28 protein-coding genes and 1 pseudogene are annotated in these 26,633 nt (G+C 55.4%); 9 read left to right on the top strand and 20 right to left on the bottom strand.

The features are described 5' to 3' along the window. Window positions 1–28: 28 nt before the first annotated feature. The 10 genes from FH039_RS01280 to FH039_RS01235 form a co-directional block, all read right to left on the bottom strand. Window positions 29–775 (bottom strand): KaiC domain-containing protein, encoded by a 747-nt coding sequence (locus FH039_RS01280; protein ID WP_139679907.1) that lies wholly within the window; start codon window positions 773–775, stop codon window positions 29–31. A gap of 100 nt (window positions 776–875) precedes the next feature. Next, on the bottom strand, window positions 876–2,495 hold the full coding sequence (locus FH039_RS01275; RefSeq protein WP_139679906.1) for a PEGA domain-containing protein: 1,620 nt from the start codon (window positions 2,493–2,495) through the stop codon (window positions 876–878). Next, on the bottom strand, window positions 2,452–3,108 hold the full coding sequence (locus FH039_RS01270) for an ABC transporter ATP-binding protein (protein WP_206206158.1): 657 nt from the start codon (window positions 3,106–3,108) through the stop codon (window positions 2,452–2,454). Before FH039_RS01270 ends, FH039_RS01275 begins: the two co-directional genes overlap by 44 nt. Beyond that, on the bottom strand, window positions 3,105–3,524 hold the full coding sequence (locus tag FH039_RS01265) for a hypothetical protein (protein ID WP_139679905.1): 420 nt from the start codon (window positions 3,522–3,524) through the stop codon (window positions 3,105–3,107). The genes FH039_RS01270 and FH039_RS01265 overlap by 4 nt, the downstream gene beginning before the upstream one ends. After that, window positions 3,521–4,291, bottom strand: a complete 771-nt coding sequence (locus tag FH039_RS01260; protein WP_139679904.1) for an ABC transporter permease — start codon at window positions 4,289–4,291, stop codon at window positions 3,521–3,523. The genes FH039_RS01265 and FH039_RS01260 overlap by 4 nt, the downstream gene beginning before the upstream one ends. Beyond that, window positions 4,288–5,268, bottom strand: a complete 981-nt coding sequence (locus tag FH039_RS01255) for a hypothetical protein (protein WP_139679903.1) — start codon at window positions 5,266–5,268, stop codon at window positions 4,288–4,290. Before FH039_RS01255 ends, FH039_RS01260 begins: the two co-directional genes overlap by 4 nt. A 60-nt stretch (window positions 5,269–5,328) precedes the next feature. Further along, window positions 5,329–5,730, bottom strand: coding sequence for a hypothetical protein (locus FH039_RS01250; RefSeq protein ID WP_139679902.1), 402 nt, complete (start codon window positions 5,728–5,730; stop codon window positions 5,329–5,331). A gap of 314 nt (window positions 5,731–6,044) precedes the next feature. After that, window positions 6,045–6,551: a PUA domain-containing protein gene (locus tag FH039_RS01245; RefSeq protein WP_139679901.1), complete on the bottom strand. Its 507-nt coding sequence runs from the start codon at window positions 6,549–6,551 to the stop codon at window positions 6,045–6,047. A 30-nt stretch (window positions 6,552–6,581) separates the two neighbouring features. Continuing rightward, entirely contained in the window at window positions 6,582–7,142 is a 561-nt protein-coding gene (locus FH039_RS01240) for a hypothetical protein (protein WP_139679900.1), read from the bottom strand. Window positions 7,143–7,169: 27 nt separating this feature from the next. Then, window positions 7,170–7,685, bottom strand: coding sequence for a YkgJ family cysteine cluster protein (locus FH039_RS01235; protein ID WP_139679899.1), 516 nt, complete (start codon window positions 7,683–7,685; stop codon window positions 7,170–7,172). A 124-nt stretch (window positions 7,686–7,809) separates the two neighbouring features. On the opposite strand from FH039_RS01235, the gene FH039_RS01230 reads away from it, so the two are divergent. Beyond that, window positions 7,810–8,010: a hypothetical protein gene (locus tag FH039_RS01230; protein WP_240703240.1), complete on the top strand. Its 201-nt coding sequence runs from the start codon at window positions 7,810–7,812 to the stop codon at window positions 8,008–8,010. A 19-nt stretch (window positions 8,011–8,029) separates the two neighbouring features. Here FH039_RS01230 and FH039_RS01225 read toward each other — a convergent pair. The 3 genes and pseudogenes from FH039_RS01225 to FH039_RS01215 all read right to left on the bottom strand — a co-directional run bounded on the left by FH039_RS01225 (window position 8,030) and on the right by FH039_RS01215 (window position 10,729). Continuing rightward, window positions 8,030–9,342: pseudogene (locus FH039_RS01225) on the bottom strand (RNA-guided endonuclease InsQ/TnpB family protein). Between the two features lie 274 nt (window positions 9,343–9,616). Beyond that, window positions 9,617–10,144 carry a hypothetical protein gene (locus FH039_RS01220; RefSeq protein ID WP_139679898.1) on the bottom strand — a complete coding sequence of 176 codons (528 nt, stop codon included), beginning with the start codon at window positions 10,142–10,144 and terminating at the stop codon, window positions 9,617–9,619. Window positions 10,145–10,153: 9 nt separating this feature from the next. Continuing rightward, entirely contained in the window at window positions 10,154–10,729 is a 576-nt protein-coding gene (locus FH039_RS01215) for a hypothetical protein (protein WP_139679897.1), read from the bottom strand. Window positions 10,730–10,935: 206 nt separating this feature from the next. Between FH039_RS01215 and FH039_RS01210 the strand changes: the two genes are divergently transcribed. The 3 genes from FH039_RS01210 to FH039_RS01200 are packed head-to-tail and all read left to right on the top strand — an operon-like array spanning window position 10,936 to window position 14,791. After that, window positions 10,936–11,859, top strand: coding sequence for an ABC transporter ATP-binding protein (locus FH039_RS01210; RefSeq protein WP_139681540.1), 924 nt, complete (start codon window positions 10,936–10,938; stop codon window positions 11,857–11,859). Further along, a complete protein-coding gene (locus tag FH039_RS01205; protein ID WP_139679896.1) occupies window positions 11,856–12,854 on the top strand; it encodes an ABC transporter permease in 999 nt (332 codons plus the stop codon). Before FH039_RS01210 ends, FH039_RS01205 begins: the two co-directional genes overlap by 4 nt. Beyond that, window positions 12,854–14,791, top strand: a complete 1,938-nt coding sequence (locus tag FH039_RS01200) for a COG1470 family protein (RefSeq protein WP_139679895.1) — start codon at window positions 12,854–12,856, stop codon at window positions 14,789–14,791. The genes FH039_RS01205 and FH039_RS01200 overlap by 1 nt, the downstream gene beginning before the upstream one ends. 15 nt (window positions 14,792–14,806) lie before the next feature. Here the strand turns inward: FH039_RS01200 and FH039_RS01195 are convergent, their stop codons facing one another. Together FH039_RS01195 and FH039_RS01190 are read right to left on the bottom strand one after the other, a co-directional pair. Further along, a complete protein-coding gene (locus FH039_RS01195; protein WP_139679894.1) occupies window positions 14,807–16,579 on the bottom strand; it encodes a tRNA uridine(34) 5-carboxymethylaminomethyl modification radical SAM/GNAT enzyme Elp3 in 1,773 nt (590 codons plus the stop codon). A gap of 58 nt (window positions 16,580–16,637) precedes the next feature. Beyond that, window positions 16,638–17,270 (bottom strand): hypothetical protein, encoded by a 633-nt coding sequence (locus FH039_RS01190; protein ID WP_139679893.1) that lies wholly within the window; start codon window positions 17,268–17,270, stop codon window positions 16,638–16,640. A 96-nt stretch (window positions 17,271–17,366) separates the two neighbouring features. On the opposite strand from FH039_RS01190, the gene FH039_RS01185 reads away from it, so the two are divergent. The 3 genes from FH039_RS01185 to FH039_RS01175 all read left to right on the top strand — a co-directional run bounded on the left by FH039_RS01185 (window position 17,367) and on the right by FH039_RS01175 (window position 20,073). Continuing rightward, the gene (locus FH039_RS01185; RefSeq protein ID WP_139681539.1) at window positions 17,367–18,773 is read left to right on the top strand and encodes an ATP-binding protein; all 1,407 of its coding nucleotides are present in this window, start codon (window positions 17,367–17,369) and stop codon (window positions 18,771–18,773) included. Then, the gene (locus tag FH039_RS01180) at window positions 18,770–19,522 is read left to right on the top strand and encodes a Nif3-like dinuclear metal center hexameric protein (RefSeq protein ID WP_139679892.1); all 753 of its coding nucleotides are present in this window, start codon (window positions 18,770–18,772) and stop codon (window positions 19,520–19,522) included. Before FH039_RS01185 ends, FH039_RS01180 begins: the two co-directional genes overlap by 4 nt. Before the next feature lie 86 nt (window positions 19,523–19,608). Beyond that, window positions 19,609–20,073: a hypothetical protein gene (locus FH039_RS01175; RefSeq protein WP_139679891.1), complete on the top strand. Its 465-nt coding sequence runs from the start codon at window positions 19,609–19,611 to the stop codon at window positions 20,071–20,073. On the opposite strand, the gene FH039_RS01170 is transcribed toward FH039_RS01175, so the two are convergent. From FH039_RS01170 to FH039_RS01160, 3 genes are read right to left on the bottom strand one after another with little or no spacing between them, the layout of a single operon-like run. Beyond that, window positions 20,045–20,413 (bottom strand): hypothetical protein, encoded by a 369-nt coding sequence (locus FH039_RS01170; protein ID WP_139679890.1) that lies wholly within the window; start codon window positions 20,411–20,413, stop codon window positions 20,045–20,047. The two genes, FH039_RS01175 and FH039_RS01170, sit on opposite strands and share 29 nt — an antisense overlap. Window positions 20,414–20,447: 34 nt before the next feature. Next, complete coding sequence (gene alaS / locus FH039_RS01165; RefSeq protein WP_139679889.1) at window positions 20,448–23,189, bottom strand: alanine--tRNA ligase; 2,742 nt, start codon at window positions 23,187–23,189, stop codon at window positions 20,448–20,450. Between the two features lie 55 nt (window positions 23,190–23,244). After that, the gene (locus tag FH039_RS01160) at window positions 23,245–23,541 is read right to left on the bottom strand and encodes a DNA replication initiation control protein YabA (protein ID WP_139679888.1); all 297 of its coding nucleotides are present in this window, start codon (window positions 23,539–23,541) and stop codon (window positions 23,245–23,247) included. 134 nt (window positions 23,542–23,675) lie between these two features. On the opposite strand from FH039_RS01160, the gene FH039_RS01155 reads away from it, so the two are divergent. Together FH039_RS01155 and FH039_RS12460 are read left to right on the top strand one after the other, a co-directional pair. After that, window positions 23,676–24,443, top strand: coding sequence for a phospholipase D-like domain-containing protein (locus FH039_RS01155; RefSeq protein ID WP_240703239.1), 768 nt, complete (start codon window positions 23,676–23,678; stop codon window positions 24,441–24,443). A gap of 3 nt (window positions 24,444–24,446) precedes the next feature. Next, window positions 24,447–24,575, top strand: a complete 129-nt coding sequence (locus FH039_RS12460) for a hypothetical protein (RefSeq protein WP_276607316.1) — start codon at window positions 24,447–24,449, stop codon at window positions 24,573–24,575. Between the two features lie 2 nt (window positions 24,576–24,577). On the opposite strand, the gene hisS is transcribed toward FH039_RS12460, so the two are convergent. After that, window positions 24,578–25,891 (bottom strand): histidine--tRNA ligase, encoded by a 1,314-nt coding sequence (hisS, locus tag FH039_RS01150; protein WP_139681537.1) that lies wholly within the window; start codon window positions 25,889–25,891, stop codon window positions 24,578–24,580. Between the two features lie 80 nt (window positions 25,892–25,971). Then, window positions 25,972–26,586, bottom strand: coding sequence for a MarC family protein (locus FH039_RS01145; RefSeq protein WP_139679887.1), 615 nt, complete (start codon window positions 26,584–26,586; stop codon window positions 25,972–25,974). Window positions 26,587–26,633 lie beyond the last annotated feature (47 nt).

The following is a 26,633-nucleotide window of genomic DNA, read 5'->3' as shown; positions in this document are numbered from 1 at the left end:
ATCTTTCCTCACCCCCATTCCAGGTTTTTCATTCGAGTTCTATTACTCCCTTCCTCTTGAGAACCTTGTCGGGGTAAACGACGATTCCTCTGTCCGTTATCTCGAAGGGGTGCCTCCTCATGCTGTGACTAGTTCCGCGCATCTTCCAGACTATCAACGAGCGCTTCAGCTCGCCGTCAATCTCGTCGAGGTCGAGCCTTATTATGCCATCAACGCCGTGCTCGACGCCGGGCCCGCCGAAACCCCTCTCGCCAACGCTTATCTGGCTCACGAGTATGCTCGTAACACCGAGACCGGCGAGAACCCTCTTCAGCTGCATCACGATGCTCCTCGCCATCGCCGGCTTGTTGATGTAGAGGGTAGTGACGGAGTCTATCACCACCCTCCTGGCGCCGATATCCTTGATAGCCGTTCTCAGGACGTCTATGAACTCTCTGATATCCGTCAGGTCATGGACGATGTACCTCTCGTACTCCCTGCTCTTTCCCACGCCCGCGGTGAACGCGTCCACCATCGCAAACAGGCCCTCATCCTCGTACTTCCTCACGTCCCAGCCGAAGCCCGCCATGTTCCCCCGGACCTGAAGGGGGTGCTCCTCCAGTGCCACGTATATGCCGGGCTCGCCGTTCTGAATGCCGCTCCACAGAAACTGCTGTGAGAATATCGTCTTACCAGTCCCCGGACCGCCGCTCAGGAGAACGACGTTCCTCTCGGGGATTCCGCCGTGGAGAACCTCGTCCATCCCGGGGATGCCCGTCCTCACCCTCCCCACCATCGGGCATCACCCCCTTTAGTTACTTTTTGTTATCAATTAGTTCATGGGGGCAAGACCTTAAAAAAGTTACGGGGAATTAGGGAACTGTTCCGACTCAAGATTAGCCTCCCCTCCGTATTTTAATAAACAGAGCCGCAACAATTAGCAATGCAAGAACTGCCAGCACTGGTTCCCAATCTCCCCCCACAGACCGTGGCACCGTCCCGGTGGTTTCATGAGAGGCCGTTTCGGATGACGACGTGAGGGGAAGCCTTTCCCTCAGGGAAACATTAACCATGGTCACGTCACCAACGTGAAGGGAAACCATGAGAAAGACTTTCTCGTAACCTTCTTTTTCCACGGTCACGCTGTAGTTACCGGGTATCAGGGAGATGTTGCAGGGTGTGAGGCACCTCTTTTCGCCAACCGTGACGGTGGCACCCCCTGGCGACGTTAGGATTCTGAGGATAGGCCTCCGTACGAGCTGCAGTGAAATGTTCCGTAAATCCCCCGGGGACAGTAGAACGAGAGTGGAATTTGGAAGGTAGCCCCGAAGGGAGGCCGAAACGTTGTAAACACCGGGGGTCAGGTTCAGGGAGCAGGGAGAGGTGCACGTTCTGTTCCCGACCCTCACCTCCGCTCCCAACGGGACGGTGGTAACGTTGAGCTCAGCCGGCAGGGGGCTGAGGGTCAGGTTCAGCGAGACGCTTCCGTTGACCGGAACCGTCACGTTCTCCACAATCCCCCCGTAGCCCGGGAGGGAGGCGCTGACGGTGTACGTCCCGGCGGGAAGGGCCAGCCTGAGCGGACTCCTGCCGGAGAAAACCTTCCGATTTCCCGCAAAAATCGCCAGACTTGCGTTGGAGGGCCTCGTCGAGACTTTGAGGGTTCCCTTCTCCGGATGAACCGAAACCACCCGTGACAGTGCTGAGAGATCTGCGAAGACGGTGAGATTTTTCTCCGAAGCCACGACGCCGGAGACAAAGGGGTAGCCGTTAGCGCCGAGCGAGATGCTGTAAGAGCTCAATTCTGGAGTGAAGGGCAGGTAGAGCCTCATCGGGGTAAACCACTCCCCGAAAAGGTGAAAGTCGTTGACGTAAACGGTGGCGTTGGCCGGCTTCGAGAGGATTCTCACGGGGAGAGGAACCACGGCGTTCTCAACTGGCTGGCGGGAACAGCCCCCATAGGAGCTCCAGCCGCCCCCCTCCGCCGAAATTTTGACGAGGCAGTATTTTTTAACGCCCGCGTACTCAACCGCCACCGGCAGGCCGCTGGGAAGGAGGAGGTAGTCCCTCACGCGGCACGATGCGAAGAGAACCGTCTCCATCGGGACGGGCTTTGATGGCCCCATCGCCGAGTCCATACCCTCCCCGGCGGTCCAGTTTGGAGCCAACATACACGGTGTTTCCTCGGACTCCGGCGCGGGGACTTTTCTCCCATCTAAGAAAACGGTCGCGGTCGAGAATCCGCTCAGGGCCCCGTCCAGGAGAGGCTCGTCCACCCTCACAACGAGGGGCACGTCGCCAATGCTCAGGTTAAAGATTAGAGTGACGTTCCCGGCGGACAGCTCAACCGGCCACACCCCGGTGCTCAGGTTCAGCACGGTCGGAGCTGTCGCGTTTAAATCCCCAACCTTTACTTGACCGCTGAATTCAAAGAGCACCGGCGTTGGGGACGCGAACGGTACGAACAGCATGCTAAATAAGATTGAGAGCAGAAACAACCTCCTCAACGCTGCCATCGAGCTTCACCTTCCCTCCAGCTATAACAACCGCCCTGTCGGCGAACTCGACGAAGGGCTTCCATATGTGGGAAACTACAACCATTGAGATGCCCTCGGAGGCAAAGTGCCTCAGCAGACCGGCAATTTCGGGTATTGCGTCAAAGTCAAGGTTCGCAAGCGGCTCATCCAGCAGAACCAGCTCGGGGGTGCCCACAAAGGCTGAGGCTATGCTCAGGCGCTTCGCCATGCCAGCAGAGTAGGTTGAAATCCTCCTGTCGAGAAAGCCCCCAAGGGAGAAAGCCTCAACGATACCGGAGATTGAACCCCCGCGGATTTCGGCCAGGAACTCAAGCCACTCGCGGCCCGTCCTGTGCCTTGGTAGCGCCGGAGGGTCGAAGGAAACGCCGAACTTCGCCCTAACCCTCTCATCTGCCCACGGGTCTCCGCCGAACACCCTGACGGTTCCGGCCGTCGGCCTGTAAGTTCCGGCGCAGAGGTTAAGAAAAGTGCTCTTGCCCCCACCGTTGGGTCCGAGGATTAGGGTTACGCCCTCGCCGATTCCAACGCTCACCGAGTCGAGCGCGGTTACGTGGCCGAAGCGCTTCGTGAGGTGCTCTGCACGGATTATCATCTCCTCACCCCCAGGAGGGCGAATAGGAGCGCCGAGGTGCCGCCTACGAGGTACTCAATTGAGAGGGCCCTCGAAGACGGGTAGCTCCCCCGGCCGGAGATTGCCACGGAAGCAGGTGCCTCCGAGGATACCACGACACAGTAGGGGCCCGAGTGGTTGAGCGTTACGATTGCTCCTCCAGAACCGAAGAGCGTGGAGGAGTAGAGGACTCTGCCCTCCACCGGGTCGTAGAAGGTTACGGAGTAGTTGCCCTGCCCGTTCATGTTGAGAACGAGAACCCTCGCCGACGGGACGACCGAGCAGGAGGTTCCAACTGCGAAGTCCGAGTAGGGCTTGGAGAGCTCGGCGTGCTGAACAGCGAAAGCCACCAGCGTGAAGGCCGCGACGAGGAAGAGGATGAGCCTGATGAGCCTCACCTCACGTCCCTCCTTTCAGCGAGGTAAAGAGTCAGGGCAATGAGGAAAAGGGGGAGAAGAACGCAGGGGAGGAAAGCGGACGAGAGGAGTTCCATGGACCATCCGGAAGGAGAAACGCCTGAAGTGTAGGCGTGGAATATCGCCGAGTTGAGAACCGCCGGGGGCAACGAAGAGACTCCGAACGAGTGGGGCAGGTAGAGAACCGAGAGCCCGACCATCACCGAGACGAAGGTGTTGGGGGAACCCATGGCAACAAGGGAGGAAACCGCGACCACGTAGAGAACGGCCAGTGTCCAGTAAAGCAGGTATAAGGGAAGGAGGCCCTTTGAGAGGAAGGCCGTGAGAAAGAAGTTTCCTGTGTCGCCGAAGATGTAAAGAACGGTCAGAAGGAACGGGACGAAAGATGCAACGAAGAGCATTATGAAAACGGCTAAAACCTTGGAGAGAACAAGCCTCTTTCTCCCTACGGGGAGGGAGTAGAGCGAGAGGGCGAAGCGCGTGTCCCTGTCGTTCCGCAGGACGAGCGATGCCAGGAGAACCGCCGTCAGCATGAAGGCGGTGTAAACTTCGTCCGAGAGAAGGGGAACGCTGATGCCCATGGCTCTCCAAGAGAAAGCCCTTATGAAGTCCTCGCTCGGCGGGGACACCATAAAGTGATTTGAGACCCGAATTCCCCTGAGGAAGAGGGAAGTTCCGATGAGCAGGAAGCCAAAGGCGAAGACGGCTAAGTTGAGCGGGTCTTCAAGCTCCCAGCAGAGGATTTTCATCGAACCCACCTCCAAAGGTCCCTGATGCCAACCGCGATGGCTATGAGGACGGAGAGGGCAAAGTAGTACACGAGGGGACTGCCGGGCCTCTCGAAGGGGCCCTCATCCCGAAACTCCACGTTGGTCGCGTAGAGGTTCCAGCCCTGAAGCCAGCGTTTCTTAGAGTTCTCGGCGAGGAGTTTGCGGAGGGCCCGCGAGGCGTTCACGTCCTCTATCGTGGAGCTAACCACACCCATGAGAACGAGTTCGGGAGGGGTTGAGAACATGTCGGACGCTATCATCAGGCCGGTAGAGGGGTCGTAGAGGGCCGAGAAGCCCGTGCCCCCTGAGAAGCTGTAGTCCGGGCCGTGGAGGTTGAACCTCACCACGTCAGATTCGAGGTAGATGAACGGCGGATGAAAGGCGCGCAGGTGCGTCAGGACTTCAAAGTCCCTGTAACGGGAGTAGCTCAGGTTTTTGACTCCCATCACCCAGTTTCCACCTTCCGGAACCGTGACGTTCAGGAGGACGGCGCCGGGGCCCGGCGGATTGGAGGGGTCTACGAAGAAGCTCGGCCTGCCAACGGGCGTGCCGTTTATAACGTAGGCGCCGGTCCTCAAGTCAAGGGTGAGAACCTCGGAAAGCACGAGCACGCTCGCGTTCGCGAGGTCGGGCCTTTCAATCGCCACATCGTGGAGCTCAAGCCTGACGAGGATTTTGGCCGTGTTGTTGTCCACGGAGAGGACCCTGAAGGTGAGGTAGGAGGTTCCGGTCGGCCAGAGAGGGGTAACGTAGTTCTCGTCCCGCGAGACGTTCCGTCCCTCCGCCTTAACAAGGTAGGGATAGAGCGCCTCGAAGGAGCGCTCGTTGAGCATGTCGAGCTTGACCATGACGCTGTTCGTCCCGAACCTCGCGTCCTTCGGAACGATGACCGCGTAGGTAACGTAGGTTCCGGGTTCAAGCCAGGTTGGCGTGGCCGATACTGCGGTAGCCCCCAAATAAAAAATCAAAACATAAAAGGTTAGCATTATTTTACCCCGCACGCGACGTCACCCAAGTCAGTGCTTGTAGAAGTGGGGGATTAACGCGAAAGCCTCTCCTGGATCGCCGTTATACCTCTCGTAGGGTATCTTTGTGAAGGAGACTCGGGCCCCAGTATATCTCTGCACCTTGGACCTGTCCACCTTGACACCAGACCAGTACGCAACATGTTTCACGGTTGAAGTGTCGACGGTTATTCTTCCGTCGCAGATGTTCAGCCATCCAGAGACGCCGGCCCAGACCCACTCATCCTGGCTCCACTGAGGGGTATCCGCATCGTGGTCGTACATTCTCCAGCATCCAGACGACGGGATGACGGTCTTTGAGGTCCACGCGGACACGCTGGCTATGGAAACTAAACTCACGAGACAGAGGAGCAAGCTTAGTTTTACGAGCTTTTTCGTACGTACCACCCCCATCGAAGGTTTTCATTATTACAATGTCATTAAAATATATAAAGTTTTTCATTAAACAAAAGTATTTTACTAAAGAAGAACATAATAAGGAGGTGATAAATTATTGATTGTAGACAGAATAACCCGCCAGCGTACTCAAAGGCCTCGGAACGTTGGAGTGGCGCCCAACACCAAAAAAGGAACGATAAGGATGACGGGACTTAAAACGACCAACGGCTATGCCATAGTTGTGACGTTGAAATGAGTTCATCCATTTTTTCAATTTTAGTCTTCTTTTCTCTACACAACCCCCTAACCGGTTAAGGAAGGTTGTTGAATCAGCGCTTCCTCCTCAGAAACTCTCCTATGTCGGTAACGTTCAGAATGAACTTCCTCCCGCTTTTGGGGTTTATCCTGCCGATACCAAGAATAATCCCGTTCTCGTCGTAGATCACCAGCTTCTTCGTCCCCTGCCAGTCGTACCTCCTCACGCCGCTCCTGGGCACGTCCTTACCGGTCGTGAAGAGGAATCCCGCCTTGGGTGTTAGAACGGCATAGTTCTTCATAACGTCGACGAAGTAGAAGAACTCGACGTTGGGATAGAACTTCTCGACCAGGTTTTTGTCCACCTTTATCGTGCCCACAAAGGTTCCGTAGGCGTAGGGTTTGAGGGGCATCCCCTCAATCTCGGCCCAGACCGTTTCATTTACCGCGTAGACGTCGCGGAATTTCCCCTCAACCACGGCAAAGAAGTGGTGCCTGAGCTCGCCGTACTTCTCGGCCTCGCGGAGGATTAAATCATATTCCCACGAGGAAGCGCGTCTGTACCTGAGTTTCCTCTCCATGATTCCAGCCTCGATACCGAGCTTAAAAGCTTAGCCCGTCCCGTTCGGAGGACTGACGTTTTCAGGGTAGGCTACAATAACGGTGGCGTTTTCGGGGATTTCCCCTATGTGGACGTGGGCGTAGTAGTCCTCGACGACCCACTGAGCCAGGGAAGCACTAACAACGGCCGATATGGCTAGGAGAACCATCGCCACAATGGATAGCGCCCTGCTGGTTTCAACGCCCTTGAAGAGGAGAACGATCCCGATCAGGGAGAGAACGAGCCAGAGGGCAAAGATAATCAACAACATGGGAGTTTCGTAAGTTCCATCCACGAGAACCAGGGCCGAACCGACGGAACCGATCCCAAAATATGCCGCCCCAAACTGTTTCCCCCTGCGAGCGCTGAGGAAGGACAGAGCGTAGAGTGAGAGGACTCCGGTCGCGAAGTAACCGAGCACGAGAAGGGGAAGGGCCCATGCAATGTACCCGAAAAGTCCGTGGGGAACCAGGACGGAGAACATAAGGGAGGGAAAGCCATAGAAAACTAGGTTGAGCACCGCCTGAATAATGAAGCAGAGGGGAAGCGCGTAACTCGCAATCCGGTTCATAATGCAAATTTTAGACTCGGGGTATATTTACCTTTCGAGTTCGTCGAGCAACTTCACAAAGCCGTCCATGTCCGTTCTCTCGAACTCCCTCTCGAACCGGAGGCCGAGCTCCGCTATCTCCTCGGGGGTTATCGTCGTTTCCGGCTCCTCAGCGTTTATTCCCGGGCAGCTATCGTCGTAGTAGAGCCACAGCCTCTGACCCATGTACTCAAAGGGCATCTCTCCATCAACACCGAGGGGCTTGCGGGAGACCATGAATGGATAGATGCGGCAGATTATCGGGTTCGCATCGTGAACACGGCACTTTCCGGTCTCCGGGTCGTGGAAGACGCAGCCCAGGTCCCACTCCCTCACCGCGAGGACGAAGCGTATTTTGTTTCCCTCAACGGAGAACGTCACGAAGTCCTGGGGGTCATGACCAGCCCTCGCTATCCTCTCTATATCATCCAGAGTTAGATAGATGTGCCTCCCCCTGCAGCAGTCTAGGCAGTAGAGACACCTGAAGGGTACCGGCTCCGTGAAAGGCCTCGGTTTGAACCTCATAGAAATACGTTCAAAAAACCGGTTAAAAATGCACCGGATGCTTCCGAAAACTATTCGACGAAATGTTTTTATGAGTTTGAAGTGTACACCATATTTGCAAAAAAGAGTTTTGGAGGTAATACCCATGGATGAGATTAAAGAACCCGCCGGGGATGAGGAGAAGGAGCCAATGACCCCTGCGGAATACAGGGAGGAGATGGCCAGGAAGCAGGTGGCCAGCCTGATGGCGCACTGGCAGTGGTACCTGGTTCTGGGAATCGTTCTGCTCGTTCTCGGTATCGTCGGTCTCGGCATACTGCCGTTCCTGACCTCCTCCCCGCCTTGAGGGCGAGGGTTCTAACGAATTAACCCCTCACCATTGGAGGGAAGGTTTGAGGGGTCTCATTCAAACCCACTAAAAAGTGGGTTTCCAACCCCTCTGGCCCGGTCTTAGGCCAATTACCCCTCCCTTGGGCAAGCAAACCGCCCAAGTTCGGGGTTATGGTTTCCAAAACCTTCTTCAAAATGTTAAACGCTCCAACAAGGTCAGCATTCATAACAACGCCCTCCCTGTGGCACTTGAATAAACCCCTAACAAAACGAGCATTAGGATGGCGTTGGCCATAGAGAGGGCAAACTTGCGAAGTAAAAGCCTCATCTACCACAACAACACGAATACCATACTCTTCCGCAACCTCGGTTAAGCGTTTAATCACGTAATTAAACCTCCACACGTGGGAAAGGATAAAGTTCTGCTTGCTACCCTTGTCAGAATTTCTTGCAATACCATTCGGGTAACCCACAATAATCCTCGAAACACCGAGGTCGTAAAGTTTTTTCACTGTTCTTCTTACCGCCGTGTTAATGTAATGCCTTGCTTGGAGTTTAGCCCTCTCGTGCATTCTTTTGAGTTTTCTACTCGTTTTAGCTCCACTCTTGTTGAGTTTTGATTGGTATTCGGCAATCTTCCTCCGCCAGTAAAAATCAATGCTCTTTAACGGTCTTCCATTGACCAGAAAGCTTTCCCCATTCTCAACGTAGACCGCCATTAAATTGTTCACTCCCAAGTCTATTCCCGCCGAGAGACTTCCCTTTGGAGTTCTTGGGAGTGAAACCCACCCGCCATTTTCGAGTTTCTCACTAACCGTGAAGCTCACGTGAGCATACCACTTCCGCTTTACCGGATCGTAGGTTATTTCCAACCGCCCTTGCTTGCCCTTCAGGTGTATTCTGCCCTTAAACTGGATTTTGAGTTTCCCAAACTTGCCGAGACGTCTCAATTCAATAACGTTCCCATTAATCCGATACTGGTCGTTTCTCAGGGGATTACGAAGAGTTTTCTGCCGTTCTTTTCCCTGACGAATTTTGGTGGTCTTGGTTTGAACCATTCTGGTAATTCATCACTCTTTTTCTTCCGATTGAGGGTGAAGAAACTTCGCCACGCTTCTGCATTCTTTCGAGCTAATTGTTGAACTGTTGAGCCGCCAATCCAGTTTTTGAACTCGTGATAGGCTTCTTTTTCAGTTGTTGAAAAGTCTATTTTGCCAAATTTTTTAAACTGTTTGAGCCTCCGGTAGTTGAGCTTGTTCCAGACTATTGCTGAAGCGTGAGCTAACTCGAAGAGGACTTTCTCCTGTTCTTTGCTCGGTTGTAGTTTTACCGTTACTGCTCGCTTCATTTCAAAGTATGGTACGGGTTTTATGCTTTAAAAGAGTGTTGCTTTCCTCGTTGAGGGCCAATTTATCAAACACTGCACCCCGCCCTAAAGGACGAGGCTTGTGAGAAGAGAAAAGTCATAGGCCTCTTTGTGGCGATTGAGCTTATAGTCGCCGGTGCGAGCTTTATAGCGCTGTCCCTCGGGGCAAGGTCCGCGAAGAAGGAACCAGAGGCTCAGGCATGAGCCAGGGGAAAGCGAAAGGAGGGAAAAACTTTCCTTTGCCCCCTCTTTGATGTCACTTCTTTGGATAGGCCGCCTTAAAGGCCCCCCAGTCGGACTTCGGGCCGTAGGTGACGGTGAAGTTAACCATCTCGTAGTTCTCTGGAACATCGTCAGGTTTGTAGAGTATCAGGTGGTAGGAGCCGTCGAGGTACCAGTATGAGCCGGGGGGTATGCGGAAGGTGTACCTGGATATAGTGACCTTTCTAACACATTCTGCCTTTCTAACATAAGCGGTCCCGCTCCAAACGACCACGTCCATGCACCAGCCGGGGGTCTTGAGCTCAAGAACCACGTAGTCCCCGTAGTCCTCGTCGCCCTTCAGAACCAGGTTGTTGTACAGATCGACGGCGTTCTCCCATTCCATGCCGCCGAACGTTATGTTCTTCATGAGCAGCAGCTGCCCCTTGGGCGAGGCAACGCCGTACGGCACCGGGTTGTAGGATATTATCGGGTAGTACACGATGTAGAATATCACCAGGCCAAAGAGTACCGCCACGGAGAGGGCCTTGAGGCGGAAGGCAGTTTCATAGGAGAGTTTCATGAGAACACCTCACGAGCTTTTAAAGGACACTTTGAAGGCTCCCCAATCCCTTTCTCCCCCGTAGGTCACGGTGAAGTTGACGAGCTCATATCTCCTAACCGGGCCGTTCTTGTGGAAAACAATGACGTATCCCGGCTCCAGGCTCCAGCGGGCCATCTCCTTGGCCTCGTGGATTGGAACCCTGTTGAAGGCGTACTTGCTCAGCTGGAGTTCCCTCGCACACTCGTACTTCCTCACCCACCCGTTGGCCGAGCCTCCCCAGACCCACAGATCAGCGCACCACTGCGGTGTGGACACGGTAATCGTCAGGGTTTCGTCCAGCTCATCACTTCCCCCCAGGACGAGGGCGTTGTTCTTGGCGGTGAACGGAACGGCGTTCGTGTAGTTGATCCCTGCAACGGAGAAGTTCTGGGCGAGCAGTATCTGGCCCCGGGGGGACTCAACTTTAAACGGGTCAACCTGGTGGGAGATGATGGGATAATAGACTATCATGAATATAGCTATTCCAAAGATGAGGGCCAGGATGAGAACCTTCACCCTGAAGGTTGTCTCGTACGATAATCGGGGTTTACCATCCTTCTCCATTCAGACACACCCCAGTCCATGCTTGTTCAGCGGTGCTTAAAAGGTTTACTGAACTGAAAATGTTTTATCTTGTCCCTGCGGAGGAACACTAAAGCAAAACCAACGCATCACAAAGACAACGTACGAAATAAGTATTGTTTACCTTAACCTATCCAAACCAAAACGCTTATATTAAAGTGAGCTTCCTACTATGTTGGGTGATTAAGATGAACATAATCGAAACTGAAAACCTCACGAAAGTTTATGACGGCATTGCCGCCGTGGATCGCCTAAACCTAACCGTGAAAAAAGGGACCGTCTACGGATTTCTGGGACCAAACGGAGCGGGCAAAACAACGACGATACTTCTTCTCCTGGGCCTCATTCAGCCAACGGAGGGCAGGGCCTACGTGGCAGGGATAGACGTTCAGGAAAAGCCGGTGGAGGTCAAAAGGATAAGCGGGTTCATGCCCGCGGAGGGCGGACTCTACCCCAATCTGACGGCCTTCGATAACCTCATGTACATATCCAAATTCTACAGGATTCCCAAAGAAGATGCCAAGAAGAGGGCAAAGGAACTGCTCGAGCTCGTGGGACTCGAAGACGCCGCGGACAGAAAGGTGGGGGGATTCTCCACCGGTATGAAGCAGCGCCTTCTGCTGGCCCAGGCCCTCCTGAACGACCCGGAGGTTCTCTTCCTCGATGAACCGACCAACGGTCTTGACCCCCGGGGAGCGGTGGAAATGAGGGAACTGATACGCAGATTGAAGAAAGATGGAAAAACGGTGTTCTTCTCGTCCCACATCCTCCCCGAGGTCGAGGAGGTAAGCGATGAGATAGGGATAATATCCGGGGGAAAACTCCTCATAAGCGGCAGCCAGGAGGAGATAAAGCGGAAATTCATTGAGGGGAGGGTCTTTATAACGGTGGAAACAAAGCAGCCGCTCGCTCTTAATGACCTGAACACAGAAGTGATAGAGTGGCGCAAAGCGGGAAGCAACAGACTGACCGTCTACGCATCCCGGGACATCAGAGAGGAGCTGGTGGAGGAACTAACGGACATGGGCTACACCGTCATCGATGTTCACCTGCATGAACCAACGCTGGAGGAGGTATTCCTCGAGCTGGTTTACGGGAGGGAGGACGAATGATAGGGGCAATAGCGAGCAAGGAGTTCCGTGACTATATGACCAGCAGGCGGTTTCTGGTTCTGTTCGGGTTTCTGCTTCTCATAACCCTGCTCGCACTGGCACAGGTAAAAACGGGCATAATGTCCTGGAGGGGCATGGAAGGGGAAAGTCCAAAGGTCTACGAAGTCATGTGGGGGGTCACATACTACCTTGGACTCATCGGGGGAATATTCGCCCTCGCGCTCGGTTTTGACGCGATAACCCGTGAGAGGGAGAACAGGACTCTCAAGGTCCTCATGGGCCATCCTGTCTACAGGGATCAGGTGATACTGGGAAAACTCCTCGGGGGAGCCATGACACTGGCGGTAGCGGTGGTGATAACGTTCCTCGTCGTTCTGGGAACGCTGATGTGGATGGGGGTCACTGTGGACGGCACTTCAATCACCAGACTGGCGGTGTACTTCTTTTTCGCCTACCTGTACCTGCTGGTGTTCTTCGGGATAGCCGTTGCGTTCTCGGCACACTCCAAGTCCAGCGGCAGCGCCCTGATGTACGCCCTGGTTCTCTTCCTGGCCGTCACGGTGGTGTTTGAAGCCGTGGCGCCAATCGTGGCAGATCACGTGGCGGGACCACAGCCCCAGCCACCCGAGGGGGCTTTCATGGACTACTCCGAGAACGTGACCATCGAGGAGCTGCAGGCGTATGAAAAGCTGTGGGAGGAGTACGACGAACAGATACAGGAGTGGAGCAAGAAATACTTTGACACCCTCGAAACGGTCAGCAGCCTGTCCCCAAGGGCGGACTTCCAGCAGATAGCGCAGTATGTCCTTAACCCGCACGCACAATCCTGGGAGGACGCGATGTATTCCGCCGGAATGGAGGGCCCAGAACAGCCGACGTACAGCCTGACCGAGAGCCTGTCCTTCGCCAAGAGGGAAATCGTCTTCCTGCTGGCGTATCTGATAATAGGATTTGTCGCGGCATATCTTGGATTCGTACGGGCGGAAATAAGGTGATGGAGATGAAGAAGGCCCTCACGGCAGTCATTTTTTTCCTCCTTCTGGCCGTACCCGCGGCATCCGCTGAAACCATCAGCCTAACCCTTCGCGTGGGGCAGAGCGTGACGGTCAACGGGATTCCCATAGAGTTCGCGGACTTTTCAGGCGATGGGAGAGCCGCCTTCAGGATAAACGGAACCACGTACGTTCTCCTATTCGGGGACACCGTGAAGGTTACGGAAGGCCTGAACATGACGGTGGGCAGCCTTAAGCCGGAGGAGGGTGAGGTTCATATCATACTCTCCGGAGACAGCGTTAGCGTGGAAAGCCTTCCCGGCAGCATAGCACTGGAAACCCAGTTCCCCAGCAAGGTAGCCAAACCCGGGGAACAGGTGACCTTCTCGGTGACGGTGAGGAACAACGGAGGAGACGCGTTCGTCCCCCTCTCCGTGGAAGTCCCTTCCGGATGGGGAGCCAGGATAACGGAGGGGAGTTCTGAAATCACCGGCATTTACCTGCGGCACGGAGAGAGTGCCCAGGTTCTCGTGGCCATTGAAACGTCCACGAAAACGGGCAGGTTTGATGTTCTCCTCCACGCCGGTGAAAGCCAGCTGAAGCTCACCGTCACGGTAAAGGAGGGAGGCGTCGGAATCCAGTGTGATTATCCGGTGAAGGAAGTGGAAGCCGGGGAGAGTGTATCATTCCAGCTCCGTCTGAGTTCTCCATCGCCCACAGTGGTCTCCCTGAGTGCAGAGATTCCAGAGAAATGGAGCGCAAAGTTCCTCGCGGGGGGAGAGCCGGTACGTGCGGTGAGGGTCTCCGGTGAGAGCACCGTGAGGCTGGTCATAGGCGTTCCCAGCGATACCCCAGTGGGCATGTACAACGTTACGGTGAAGGCTGGGAATGCTGAGGAGACGCTTGGGGTCTACGTGAACAGAACCCACGCCGGTGAAAACGGCACACTGTCGGTCAGGGTCACGGATGAGGACTCGGGAACCTACGTGGCCGGTGCCAGGGTGGAGCTCATTCAGGACGGGAAGACTGTGACGGAAGCAAAGACACTTTCCGATGGAACCGCCTCAATCGAAGCTCCAGAGGGGCACTACACCGTGAGGGTCTCGAAGGAATCCTACCGCGACGTTGAGAGGAGTGTCGAGATAAAGGCAGGCAGGAAAAAGGAACTCCAGGTAAGAATGCGCAGACTGCCTTACTACATGGACATCAGTGTTCCCGAGCCGTCGAAGAGCCAGGTTCTCGGAAGGGTCTTCACCTACGAAGTGATCCTGAGAAATCTCGGAAGGGAGGACGATACGTACTCACTGAGCCTGAGCGTACCGCAAGACTGGGGCGGAATGGTGGTGGAGGACCCATCATCGCACACTGGGATAACCAGCGCATACGTCAGGTCAGGGGAGGAGAAAAAACTTTACGTGCTCCTGATACCCCCGGACACGGCGGAACTCGGAACGTACCGCTCGACCCTCCGGGTGGCCTCAGCGGGGAGCGGTGAAGAGCGGGAGATAAACCTCACCGCAAGACTGACCGGCAGCTACGGACTGACGGTGACTCTAGAACGGTACAGCTTGAAGGTGAACGCTGGAGACGAGGCGAAGACCACGGTCAGGGTGTATAACACGGGCACCAGCCCGCTGACCAATGTCGGGCTGGAGGTCAAGGCTCCCAAGGGATGGAACGTAAAGGTGGAGCCGCGGAAAGTGCCATCTCTGGAAAGGGACGACGAAGTAGAGTTCACAATTGAGGTGGCGGTTCCCGAGAACGTGGATGCCGGGGACTATCTCATCACCCTCAACGCCATCAGCGACCAGAAAACTAAGGAGACCAGCATCAGGGTTACCGTGAGCAAAGGAAGCGGTCAGACGTACCTGGGGCTGGCCATAATCCTCGGAGCGCTCCTGGTACTGGGGCTCCTGCTGAGGAGATACGGAAGGCGCTGATCTCCCTTTCCATTTCTACGTGTTCAGGTGCCCGTCGAAGTGGCCTCCCGTCTCAAAGTCCGCGTAGCCCCTATCGAGCCTCTTCGCCACGTAGGGCCCGTTCTTCCGGTAGCCGAACTTCCTGTAGTAGTTCCTGACGCCGACCCCGCTTATGACAAGCATCTTCTTCACGTCGAACTCCTCGCGGGCAATCCTCTCGGCCTCCGCCAACAACTCCCTTCCGTAGCCTCTGTGCTGCCACTCGTACTTCGGCTTTCCGCCTATCGGCACGAGCGGGCCGTACACGTGGAGCTCTCTGACTATAGAGGAGGGACAGCAGTTTATCTCCTTCCTGTGGGCCTTTTCACTCGGAATCCTGAGGCGGATGAAGCCGATAAGAACATCGTTCTTTGTGTCCTCGAAGCTCAGGAATATCTCCCTTCCCCCGGCGGCTTCGTAGTCCTCGCGGAGGAGTTCGATGTGTTCGATCTCGGGCTGAACCCCGAACTTCTCCATCATGTGGCCGACTTCTCTAAACCTGATCTCCCTCGGTCTTATGCCCCTCTTCACGAGCTCGTTGAAGACGAGCTGGCCGAGGTTGGAGTGTTTCACCCCGTCAACGATGAGCTGGACGGGTATGTCGCGCTGGATTCTCATGACGCGAACCCACTTGGGGAAGAGCTTGTAGGCCTCGACGAGAAGCTCAACGGCCTCCTCCGTGCGGTAGGGGCGGTATTTACCCTCCTTCCACCAGCGGTAGAGCGGTGCATCGGCGGTAACCAGGGTGGGGTACACCTTCAGCATGTCCGGGCGGAAGCGGGGATCCTCGAAGATGGCGCGGAAGGTGTAGAGGTCCCTCTCGAAGTTGCTTCCCGGCAGGCCGGGCATTATGTGGTAGTTGATTTTAAGTCCCGCATCGCGGAGGAGCTGCGTGGATTTAACTATCTCCTCAACTCCGTGCCCGCGCTTGGTTCTCTCGTGGATGAAGTTGAATATCGTCTGCACTCCAAGCTCAACCCTCGTCGTCCCGAGCTTCAGCATTCTGTCTATGTGCCTCTCGAAGGCCCAGTCCGGGCGGGTTTCGATGGTTAAACCAACCATCCTGACTTTGGCCCTCTCGTTCTTCCTCTGCTCGTCTTCGAGGTAGTAGTAGGGCTTTGCGTGTGTTTTCTGCCACGCCTCCTTGAACTTCGGATCCTCGTCAAGGACGGACTCGTCTTTCTTCACAATCAACCTTATCAGCTTCTCCTCGAGGTTTTCGATGTCCCTGAAGTATGGAAAGTCGTTCATCGCCTTGAAGGCGCACTTGACGAACCACTCCTGGTAGTCCAGATCAACGGCCGGGAAGGTGCCACCCTGGATTATGACCTCCACCTTGTCCACGTCGTGCCCTATGTCTGTGAGCTGCTTAAGGCGACGCATCATGATGATGTAGGGATGATAGGCGCTCTGAACGGCCCTCAGGGCGGAGGGTTCCTTTCCCGTGTAGCTCTGGGGAGAGCCGACGCTGGGCCCTCCTGGGCAGTAGATGCAGCGCCCGTGCGGACACGGAAAGGGCTTGGTCATCATGGCGACTACAGCGACGCCGCTTATCGTTCTCGTCGGCTTTCTCTTGAGCAGGTCCCTGAACTCCTCGCGCCTCTCCTCTGGGATGGCCTTAAGGATGTCCGAGTTACCGGGAATCTTTGATAGATGATACTTCCTGGATACGACTATTTTATACCTGTTGAGCTCCTCACGGCCCTTTATCTCGCCGTTCATGACGGCCCTCGCGAGCTCCTCAACGGCCTTTCGGAACTTCTCGCCCATCTCAACACCTCTCTGCTGGAGTTGAGGCTCGGTTTTAAAAGGGTTTGCCGTTGCCATTTCAAGACTTTGGGGAAACATCAGGGAGAAGACCCAAGAACCTCGCAAGGGAAATAACGGTCATAATTATCCCCGTTTCAACTTCAAAGAATGCAACAGTCTTAATGATGGATAGAGCGGTACCCGGGGCTATCTCAGAACTTATTGATGGGTCGAATGTCGTCATGCAGAGTGCACTCCCCATGAAGTAGAACGCCGGACCATGGGTTAGGGCCCCGTTATTTAAGATGGCGATGCCCATGTATACGACGGCATACCACGCTATGATTTCCAAGAGATTGTGAAGAAGTAGTATAACCGTCCGGATGGGAGACTTTATCGAGTACTCCTTTCCAGCGCGATAGGCCCGGTATGGATCGAAGAGAAGAACGTTCACCTGATACACAATCACCTCAAAGATTCGGATCGAACCGTATACAATGAAAGAATAGACAACCCAGCGAGAGGGGATGAGATATAGAACAAGAATTCCCAAAATTGACAGTACGGTGTTGGCGAGCACCCATTTATCAACGAAATCATGGGTAACCTTTCCTCGAAGATAGAAACGCTTAACCAGGTAAAACCAGGATATCTTTGACAGTGCCCTAAAAATTCTCTCCCAAAGGTCAACAATGAAACTCCCTTCCCACACGATGGCACGAAGACTAAGAACTCTTAAATACTTTCCGAGACCACACCATGCGGAAGGTTTATATTCACTTAGTGAATAATTCAGTTGGTGAATAGAATGCGCTTTGTGGACAGGGAGCGCGAGATGAACGTCCTTCAGAGGGCCAGGGAACGCTCCCGGAAAAGGCTCTACAGCGTTGCCATCTACGGGCTCAGGAGGGTTGGAAAAACAAGGATTCTCCGGGAATTCTTGAGTGAAAACGACCTCTACTTCTTCGTGAACCGGGGCAAAAGCTCCACCTCGCTCTTGAGGGAGTACTCAGAAATCCTCAGGGAAAAAGGCATTCTTTCCAAGAGGGAAGAACTCAAAAGCTGGGACGACCTCTTCGAGGTTCTCTTTGAGCGGTTTAATGGTGCGGTAGCTTTCGATGAATTTCAAGACTTTCGCTTCGTCGAACCCTCCGTTTACCCGGCGCTCCAGCGGTTCATGGACGAGAACGAGGAAAAGCCAATACTCCTCATATTCACGGGCTCAACGATTGGGATGGTTGAGCGACTCTTCAAAGACTCCAAAGAGCCCTTCTACGGAAGGATAAAGAGGGAACTCCGCCTCGAACCCCTCGACATCATGGGAAGCTACGGGATGGCGAGAGAGGTTGAGATAGAAAGCCTCGACGACTTCTTCACGCTCTACTCCATCTTCGGGGGCTTTCCACGATATTGGGTGGCCATTGAAGATGAGGGGATTGAGGGCGAGAAAGCTGAGAGAATTATTGATGAGCTTATTTTCAGCTATTCGGCGCCCCTCGAAGAAGAAGTTCCGAGAATACTCTCACTGGTGTTTGGAAAGCGCTCAGGGATTTACTACGACATCCTTGAAGCGATAGCTAACGGCTCAACTTCGCCCAGCGAGATTGCCGGCTACCTGAACAGGAAGGAAACCTCGATAACGAGACAGCTTCACGAGCTCGTGAACTACTTCCGCCTGGTCGATTACGACAGGGCAGTCCTGGGAAAAGGGAGCGTCCTCTACATAAATCATCCCTTCCTAAACTTCTGGTTCCGATTTATACAGCCGAGGCTGAGCGAGTACGAACTAAACCGGGAAAAGCTATGGGAAGACGTTAAAGGGAGCCTCCCCGATTACGTGGGTAAACGGTTCGATTTCGCCTGCAGGGGACTCCTAAGGCTGGCTGGCGAAAGAGGGCTTCTCCCAATTGAGGTTTCGAGGATTGGAAGGCACTGGGGTCATTACAGGGAGGGGGGAAAGAGAAAAGTCTACGAGATTGACATCGTAGCCCTTGACCCCGAAGGAAAAAGGGCCATCTTCGGCGAGTGTAAGTGGAGAAAAAAGGCCATAAACGCTGAAAAGCTCCTCCAGGAGCTCAGAAGAAAAGTCGAACTAACGGGCTGGAGGGGAGAGGTTTATTACCTCCTAATCGCGAGGAAGTTTAGAAACGTTCCGGAAAACGTTATACCCCTCGATGAGAATGGGATAAAAAACCTGCTGGAGGGTGAAGGATGAACCGCGACGAGCTCGTTGCCTTCCTCGACGAGTACCTGCAGATTTCGGCTTATCCAGACAAGTCGAGCAACGGCCTCCAGGTGGAGGGAAAGGCGGAGGTCGAAAGGGTCGCCTTTGCAGTTGATACAACACTAAGAACGATCGAGAGGGCCGCAAAGGCCGGGGCCGACATGATGGTGGTCCACCACGGCATGATATGGGGTGGTCTCGGCTACATCACCGGGATACACTACAGACGCCTGAAGGCCCTCATGGAGAGCGGGATAAACCTCTACGCCGCCCACCTGCCCCTCGACGCCCACCCCGAGGTGGGCAACAACGTCGAGCTGCTCCGCCTTCTTGGCATTGAGCCCCGGGGACCCTTCGGCGAGTACAGGGGGCTGAGCGTGGGCTTCTATGGGGAGTTCACTGAGCCGCAGCCGATCGAGAAGGTGGCGCAGACAATCGCCGAGAAGCTCGGAACGACCGTGAAGACCTACGGGTTCGGGGCGAGGGAGATAAAAACGGTCGGTGCCGTGAGCGGCGCCGGGGCCTTCGCCCTGGAGGAGGCCCACAGAAAGGGCATAGACCTCCTCATAACAGGTGAATTCACGCATGCAGATTACCTGACGGCCATCGATCTGCCCCAGAGCGTCCTCGTCGCAGGCCACTACAAGACGGAAACTCTCGGAGTTAGGGCCCTGATGCAGGTCCTCAGAGAAAAGTTTGACGTGGAGGTTCTCTTCATAGACGAGCCGACGGGGCTTTGAAACCGACACGTTTCATTTTATCATCGTAAACACCTACACAAAAGTGTTAATAACCTTCCGGGAGAGTCTTATGGAGGGGGATACTCGTGAACAAGGTACTGGTAATCATGGCGGTCATCACCATAGCCCTGGTGGCCTACGCGTTCCACACCGCCCAGATACCACCCGCCAGTATAGAGTACAAGGAGGTATTTTACATTGACAACCAGAGTGTCACATTCGTAACGAAGGACGGCGTCGGATTGTTCACCATGAGAATAGAGCCCCACGTGGACTCCTTTGAGCTGAAGATAGCGTTTCCCAAGGGAACCTCGTACCTAGTGCGCTACGGAGATATGAGCTACAGGGGCAGCGACGAATTCAGGATCCAGGTCGAGAAGGAGGGCCTCCCCGGTGAAGTTTACGTACAGTTCCAGCTCCCACCGGAACTTACCAAAGAGATAGTTTACCAGAAGGGCCAGGCCGAAATACTGATAACCGGCGACAAGATACCCATGTGGCATGCGGAGGACGTCATATACATCAAGTACCGCAAGGAGAGCAAGTCCTGAGCCTTGAAATTGCCTCCTCTTCTCCCATTATCCTGAGGGTCAGCCCGAGCTCCTCAGCGTACCCCCGAACCCATCCAGGGCTGCCGTGGAAGGGTGTGACAACCCAAAGCTCCGGGAAACCCGCCCGGTGGGCCTTAACAACGTCGTAGAGGAGCCTTTGAGGGAACCACTTAAAGGAAGCTTCAAGCTCTATCGCGAGGAGCTTTCGCCCATCCCGAAGGATCGCGATGTCTATCCTCGTGCCGTCGGGCGTTCTGTATTCGGGAACCGCATTCAAACCGAGCTCATCGGCGAGCGCGACGATTTGACGTGTCAGGGTTTTGACCTTGATGCAAATCACTCCCCTGATGGAAGAAGGGAAGAAAGAACTGGGCTCAGCCGAGCCTCCTCTTAACCTCCTCAATAGCCTCCTCGGCCTTCAGCGGGTTCTTGATTCTTCCCTGGGCGAGCTCCTTCCTTCCGCCACCGCCGCCGCCGGCGACACTCGTTACCGCCCTGGCCAGCTCCCCGGCCTTTACGTCCAGGCCGTCGCCAACGGCAACGACGAAGTGGCCCTCCCTGCTGATGAGGACGACGACGCGCTTCTCCTTCCTGAGCTTGTTCGCCGCCTCGCGGAGGTCGTCCATCGCGCCCTCAACGACGGCTCCGATGAACTCAACCTCCCCAACCTTCTCGACCTTCCCCTCGAGCTCGTAGACGAGGAGCTTGGCCAGCTCCTTTCTGAGCTTCTCGACCTCCTTTCTCGCCTCCTTCCACTCGCTGAAGAAGCGCTCGGCCGTCTCCGGCACCTTCTCGGGCGGGACGCGGAAGGTCTCGGCGGTTCTCTTGAGAAGCCTCTCGGTCTCCTGCATCCAGTCAACCGCGGCCTCTCCGGCGGCGAAGATTATCCTCTCGACACCGTCCTGTATGCGCTCGGTTCTCAGAATCTTGATTGGGCCGATTAGACCGGTGTTGGGCAGGTGCGTTCCACCGCAGGCCTGGACGTCCCAGTCCTCAATCTTAAGGACTCTAATCGTCTTTCCGGGAACGACACCGCCCTGGTAGAGGCGGAAGCCGTACTTCATCTCGGCCTCGGTCCTCGGAAGCCACTCCCAGGTCACCTTCCTGTTCTCCATCACAATCCTGTTGGCGAGCCTCTCAATCTCCCTGAGCTCGTCCTCACTTATGCGCTTGTAGTGGATTATGTCCAGCCTGGCCCAGTCGGTGTGGAGCTGTGAACCGGCCTGCCAGACGTGCTTTCCGAGAACCCTTACGAGGGCACCCATGAGGACGTGGGTTCCGGTGTGGTGGCGCATGTGCTGGATTCTCCTGTCCCAGTCGAGCGTTCCATGAACTTTGGCCCCTTCCTTGAAGGGCTCCGGCCTCTCGACCCTGTGGAGGATAACCTTCCCTATCTTCTGGACGTTGGTGACCTTAACTTCCTCACCATCAACGACCAAGACACCAGTGTCGTAGGGCTGACCACCACCCTCCGGATAGAAGGCGGTCTGGTTGAGAATCACCCAGTCGTCTATGACCCTGAGAACCTCGGCATCGAACTCCCTCATGAACGGATCCTCGTAGTAGAGCGTCCTCGTGTCGGGGAGGTCCTTGACCAGCTCAAAGTCAACGGCGTATTCAGCGGCGGCCTTCTTCTCCGCCTTCTCCGCCTCCTTAGCGACCAGCGTGTAGAAGTTGTCGGGGATCTCGACCCTGATTCCCTCCTTCTGTGCAACCTCTGCAACTATCTCCGGCGTCAGTCCGTGGCTCTCATAGAACAGGAGGAGCCTTTCGAGTGGAATCTCATCCCTGCCGGCCTTCTTGAGCTTGGCCACCTCGCGCTTCACGAGGTCGCTTCCGCGCCTGAGGGTCTCATGATAGCGCTTCTCCTCGACGTTTATGATGTCGAGAATGACCTCCTCCATCTCCTTGAACTCGGGATAGGTCGGCGAGAGCTCCCTGATGTGCATGGCCACTATCTCCGCCAGCGGGACCTCGAGGCCGAGCTCGCGGAGGTGCCTTATGCTCTTCCTTATGAGGAGCCTCGCCAGATAGCCGGCCTTGACGTTGGACGGGATAACGCCATCGGCGAGCATGAAGGTTAAGGCCTTGGTGTGGTCAGCTATGGCGTATATCAGCTCGTAGGGCCGCACAGCCTTTGTAAGCTCCTCAACGCTGATTCCGACGCGTTTGGCCACCTGCTCGCGGAGGTACCTCAGGTCGCCCATGTCCTCGATGTCGAACATTCCCGCGAGGCGAGAGTTCTCCATGAGGATGCGCTCATCTATCTTCTCCACACCCGCCATCCTCTTCAGGGGCTCGACGACGTAGCCAAGGACGGCATCGTAGGCAGTTGGTGTTCCGTGGCTCATCCAGACGAGCCTCTCAAGGCCGTAACCGGTATCAACAACCCTTGTCTCCATTGGGACGTAGTAGTCGCCCTTGATCTCCACAACCTGAGCGGGGTCGGCGTCCTTTGGCGCCTTCTTATACTGCATGAAAACCAGGGTAGCAACCTCAAGACCGCGGTAGAGCACCTCGAAGGCCGGGCCCGCGTTTCCTCCGCCGGCCCAGGGGTTCTCCTTGAAGGTTATGTCCTCACCCTTCATCCCGAGCTCCTTGGTGAAGAACTCGAAGGCCAGCTCCACAGTCTCGTCCATCCAGTAAATCGGCTTCTCCGGGTAGTTGAAGGCGTGGTGGGCCATCATCTCGAAGATCGTGAAGTGTCTGCCCGTGATTCCGACGTTGTCTATGTCGGTGAACCTTATTGAGGGCTGGCTTATGGTGAGCGGGTTCGCCGGCGGGTCGGCCTCGCCGCTTATGACCCAGGGCTGGAAGTCCATTATACTTGCCCCAACGAGGAGAACATCATCGCGCCAGCGGGGAAGAACCGGGAAGCGCTTTACCCTCCCGTGGCCGTGCTTTTCGAAGAAGCTCAGGAACTTCTCGCGCATCTCCTCAAGGGTGTACTTCTTCGGTATTCCGGGCTTTCCGATGAAGGAGTACTCGTCACACGGCGGGTCACCGCAGGTCTTCCTGTCCGGGTCGAGCGTCCAGAAGAATTTGCCGCACTTGGGGCACTGCTTCCTTATCCACCCCTCTTCCTTAAACATCCTCGTGGTCATGTCCATGCTCATTAGCCTCACCTCTTAAACTGAAGTAGAAAAGGAAGTTGGGCTATTAAGGTTTTCCTCAGTCCTTCGAATCGGGACCGAGGTCCACATCAACGTCCTCAAATCTCTCCTCGTCGATGTATATCAGGGGAATCTTCAACTTCCGGAGGAACTCAACCAGCCGTTTCTCACGCCGCTCCATCATCTCAATCCTGTGCCTTAAACTCGCGTTCTCTATGGCGAGCCTGTTGGCCTCGTCCACCTTGAGGTTCAGCTGCATTCTCAGCTCTACAAGCTCATCCTCCAGCTCCCGGAGCGAGCGCTCCAGCCTGTCGATTTCCTCCAGGTACTCCCGGCAGAGGCGTTCTCTTATCATCTCGGTCAGCCCCGCGAAACCTCCTCACCGATCAGGGGGCTCCAGACTCATCATCCCAATCACCCGAGGTAGGAGGAGGACGTTAATAAGGTTTCACCCGCTAAAGCTTTAAGGCTACTCTCCCACGACCCTTCATGCGGTCAAAAACCTACCTCGCGGCAATACTGGTGGCAGCGATGCTCGCGGTGGCGGGCTGTCTCGGGAGCACCACCGTTGAAAAGACGGTAACATCGGAAAGAACCAAGACCATTACAAAAACCGTCACCGTAACTGAGACGGAGTACATCGTAAACCACAGTGCCGAAACGGAGCTGAGGAAAAACCTAACAGCCTGCCTGGAGAATCTAAGGCTTTTGAACGCGACGCTTGACAGGACGAGTGAAAGTTTAGGCGAACTCCGCGAGAAGTACCGCGACTGCCTTCTGAAAGACTCGAAGACTGAGGAAAACCTTCCCCCAATGGAACTGCTGGTGGACGATGCGTATTACAGGAGCCTCATCGAGGACATACGCGGTGCGCGGGAGAGCGTTTACGTCACGATGTTCCTGATGAAGTACGACCCGGCTGATGGCCACGACCACGCCAACGACCTGATAAGGGCGCTGGTGGAGGCAAGAAGGAGGGGAGTGAGCGTCCACGTGGTACTCGAAAACAGCATCGAGGACAACAAAGTTACTTACGACTACCTCCGCTCCAACGGGGTCGATGTGGTCTTTGATTCACCTTCGACAACCCTCCACACCAAGATGGTGGTGATAGACGGAGGGGTGGTTTACATCGGAAGCCACAACTGGAGCGAGGCCGCGCTGGACTGGAATCACGAGGTGAGCGTTAGAATCGAGTCCCAGGAGATTGCGGAGGCACTCTTGGATTACTTCGATGAGATCAGGAGAGGATATTAGGTGATGAAAATGCTGGAGAGGCTGAAGAAGGCCTACCTGCACTGGCGCTCCCGCTGCCCCTTCGTGAGGAAGCTCGAGGAGTGGAGGATGAAGAGAAAGGCGCGGGAGTTCAGGGTGGAGGTGAAGAAGTGAGTTCAAAGGCCCAAAAGGCCCAGAACCTCCCCCACAACCTTCTCCTTTGAGACCGTTATCTGCTCGCCGCTCTCCATGTCCCTTACCGTGACCTTTCCTTCCGCCAGGTCCTTCTTCCCAACGAGGACGACGTACGGAACCTCGAGCTTTCCGGCGTAATCTAGTGCCTTCCTGAGCTTCCTTCCAGTTAGCTCGCAGTCGGTTTTGACGCCCGCGGCCCTCAGGGCGCTCGTTATCTCAACGGCGGCCCGCCTCAGCTCGACGTCCTTCCCTATGGGCACGACGTAGACGTCGGGTCTGAGCTTCGGCTCCGGGATGAGCCCCTTCCACTCGAGTATCGGGATGAGGCGCTCGATTCCAATGGCAAAGCCCGTCGCCGGAGTTGGCTTTCCGCCGAAGACGGAGATAAGGTTGTCGTAGCGGCCGCCGCCGCCTATCGAGCCTATGCCGAGGTCGTTCGGTGCTATTGCCTCGAAGACAATGCTCGTGTAGTAGTCGAAGCCCCTCGCTATGCCGAGGTCTATCCTTATCCACTTCGAGACGCCGTAGGCGTCGAGCAAATCGACCAGCTCGTAGAGGCGCTTGATTTCCTCCCTAGCTTTCTCGCTCGTGAAGAGCTCTTCCGCCCTCGGAAGAACCTCCTCTGGCTTCCCTTTAATCTCGACGAGCGCCAGGACCTTCTCAACGCTCCCATCGTCCAGCCCGAACTCCCTCAGGGCGCCGGCGAAGTCCTCCCGGCTCATCTTGTCCTTCTTGTCTATGAGCCTCATCAGGCCTATGTCATCTTCAACGCCGAGCATCTTGGCGAACTCGTCGAGGAGAACGCGGTCGCCTATGTTCACGGTGAAGTCCTCGAGCCCGGTCGCCAGGTAGCTCTCAACGAAAAGCGCTATGACCTCCGCATCCGCCTCAACTTTATCGCTTCCGAGGAGCTCTACCCCCGCCTGCCAGAACTCCCTAAAGCGGCCGCTCTGGGGTTCCTCATAGCGGAACATGTTGGCCATGTAGTACCATTTAACGGGCTTCGGGGCGTTCTGGAAGCCGTTGACGTAGAGCCTCGCGACGCTGGACGTCATGTCCGGCCGGAGCGAGAGGTTCCGCCCGCCCTTGTCGTCGAAGGCGTAGAGCTGCTCGACCACCTCCTCACCGCTCCTCAGCTTGAAGAGCTCGGTGTACTCAAAGGTGGGCGTGAGAACCTCGTGAAAGTTATACCGCTCGAAGACCTCGCGGATTCTCTCGAAAACCCATCTCCTCTTCGCCATCTCCTCCGGGAGCAAATCTCGCGTTCCCTTAACCTTTTCAAGCCTTACCTTCATTCTCAACCCTCCTTTCCTGGAAAAGCTCAAGGGGTTAAAAGGTTAGCCCAAGAGTTTTGGCCCTGCCCGTTCCCCGGGCGTCAGACAGCAGACGTCATCAGGAGGTATATCCCGACGACGCCCTGAACCATCATCTGGGCACCAATAGCCATCGTGAACATACCTATTATCCTGATGAAGACGCCGAGGGTCGTTTTGCTGACGTTCTTGATCAGGTACAGCGTCACGAACATGACGAGGGCCGTCATCAGGATGGCAAGGAACACTGCCGCGGTGGCGTGGTAGAGGCCCTTTTCGGCAGTCAGGGTTATCGCGGTCGTTATCGCGGCCGGGCCGGCTATCAGGGGGGTGGCAACCGGAACCGCGGCCAAAGCCAGTATGTTCTTCTCCCTCTTGAGCGTGAGCATTCCGCCGCTCTCGAGGGCCTCTAGACCTATCTTGAAGAGCACGAAGCCACCTGCAACGCGGAGGGCGTTTATGTCGATGTGGAATATCTGCTGGAGGATTATCTGTCCGGAAACTGCGAACAGGAAGAGCAGGAGAAAGCCTATGAGGTTGGCCCTGACGATAAGGGTTCTAATGTCCTCTATGTGGAAGTCCTCACGAAGGAGGCTGACCAAGAGTATCTTATCGCTCGGGTCTATCATGATGAGCATGAAGAGTGCGGAGCTCAGTATCGAAAGCCACTCGCTCATGTTCGCCACTGCGGTGAGGGTTTTATAAAGCTATGCCATAAAGTGTG

The organism is Thermococcus indicus, from assembly GCF_006274605.1.
GTDB classification, from domain to species: domain Archaea; phylum Methanobacteriota_B; class Thermococci; order Thermococcales; family Thermococcaceae; genus Thermococcus; species Thermococcus indicus.
The sequence above is the reverse complement of the archived record's forward strand: the minus strand, read 5'-3'. Positions and strand labels throughout refer to the sequence as shown.

What these genes read in the sequence shown, in the direction of transcription:
- FH039_RS01275 (WP_139679906.1), bottom strand. Translation starts at nt 2,495, where the DNA reads ATGGCAGCGTTGAGGAGGTTGTTTCTGCTCTCAATCTTATTTAGCATG.
- hisS (WP_139681537.1), bottom strand. Translation starts at nt 25,891, where the DNA reads ATGAAGGTAAGGCTTGAAAAGGTTAAGGGAACGCGAGATTTGCTCCCG.
- FH039_RS12460 (WP_276607316.1), top strand. Translation starts at nt 24,447, where the DNA reads ATGAAAATGCTGGAGAGGCTGAAGAAGGCCTACCTGCACTGGCGCTCC.
- FH039_RS01155 (WP_240703239.1), top strand. Translation starts at nt 23,676, where the DNA reads ATGCGGTCAAAAACCTACCTCGCGGCAATACTGGTGGCAGCGATGCTC.
- FH039_RS01245 (WP_139679901.1), bottom strand. Translation starts at nt 6,551, where the DNA reads ATGGAGAGGAAACTCAGGTACAGACGCGCTTCCTCGTGGGAATATGAT.
- FH039_RS01185 (WP_139681539.1), top strand. Translation starts at nt 17,367, where the DNA reads ATGCGCTTTGTGGACAGGGAGCGCGAGATGAACGTCCTTCAGAGGGCC.
- FH039_RS01180 (WP_139679892.1), top strand. Translation starts at nt 18,770, where the DNA reads ATGAACCGCGACGAGCTCGTTGCCTTCCTCGACGAGTACCTGCAGATT.
- alaS (WP_139679889.1), bottom strand. Translation starts at nt 23,189, where the DNA reads ATGAGCATGGACATGACCACGAGGATGTTTAAGGAAGAGGGGTGGATA.
- FH039_RS01240 (WP_139679900.1), bottom strand. Translation starts at nt 7,142, where the DNA reads ATGAACCGGATTGCGAGTTACGCGCTTCCCCTCTGCTTCATTATTCAG.
- FH039_RS01230 (WP_240703240.1), top strand. Translation starts at nt 7,810, where the DNA reads ATGGATGAGATTAAAGAACCCGCCGGGGATGAGGAGAAGGAGCCAATG.
- FH039_RS01270 (WP_206206158.1), bottom strand. Translation starts at nt 3,108, where the DNA reads ATGATAATCCGTGCAGAGCACCTCACGAAGCGCTTCGGCCACGTAACC.
- FH039_RS01160 (WP_139679888.1), bottom strand. Translation starts at nt 23,541, where the DNA reads ATGATAAGAGAACGCCTCTGCCGGGAGTACCTGGAGGAAATCGACAGG.
- FH039_RS01215 (WP_139679897.1), bottom strand. Translation starts at nt 10,729, where the DNA reads ATGGAGAAGGATGGTAAACCCCGATTATCGTACGAGACAACCTTCAGG.
- FH039_RS01200 (WP_139679895.1), top strand. Translation starts at nt 12,854, where the DNA reads ATGGAGATGAAGAAGGCCCTCACGGCAGTCATTTTTTTCCTCCTTCTG.
- FH039_RS01250 (WP_139679902.1), bottom strand. Translation starts at nt 5,730, where the DNA reads ATGGGGGTGGTACGTACGAAAAAGCTCGTAAAACTAAGCTTGCTCCTC.
- FH039_RS01280 (WP_139679907.1), bottom strand. Translation starts at nt 775, where the DNA reads ATGGTGGGGAGGGTGAGGACGGGCATCCCCGGGATGGACGAGGTTCTC.
- FH039_RS01235 (WP_139679899.1), bottom strand. Translation starts at nt 7,685, where the DNA reads ATGAGGTTCAAACCGAGGCCTTTCACGGAGCCGGTACCCTTCAGGTGT.
- FH039_RS01260 (WP_139679904.1), bottom strand. Translation starts at nt 4,291, where the DNA reads ATGAAAATCCTCTGCTGGGAGCTTGAAGACCCGCTCAACTTAGCCGTC.
- FH039_RS01220 (WP_139679898.1), bottom strand. Translation starts at nt 10,144, where the DNA reads ATGAAACTCTCCTATGAAACTGCCTTCCGCCTCAAGGCCCTCTCCGTG.
- FH039_RS01210 (WP_139681540.1), top strand. Translation starts at nt 10,936, where the DNA reads ATGAACATAATCGAAACTGAAAACCTCACGAAAGTTTATGACGGCATT.
- FH039_RS01205 (WP_139679896.1), top strand. Translation starts at nt 11,856, where the DNA reads ATGATAGGGGCAATAGCGAGCAAGGAGTTCCGTGACTATATGACCAGC.
- FH039_RS01195 (WP_139679894.1), bottom strand. Translation starts at nt 16,579, where the DNA reads ATGGGCGAGAAGTTCCGAAAGGCCGTTGAGGAGCTCGCGAGGGCCGTC.
- FH039_RS01145 (WP_139679887.1), bottom strand. Translation starts at nt 26,586, where the DNA reads ATGAGCGAGTGGCTTTCGATACTGAGCTCCGCACTCTTCATGCTCATC.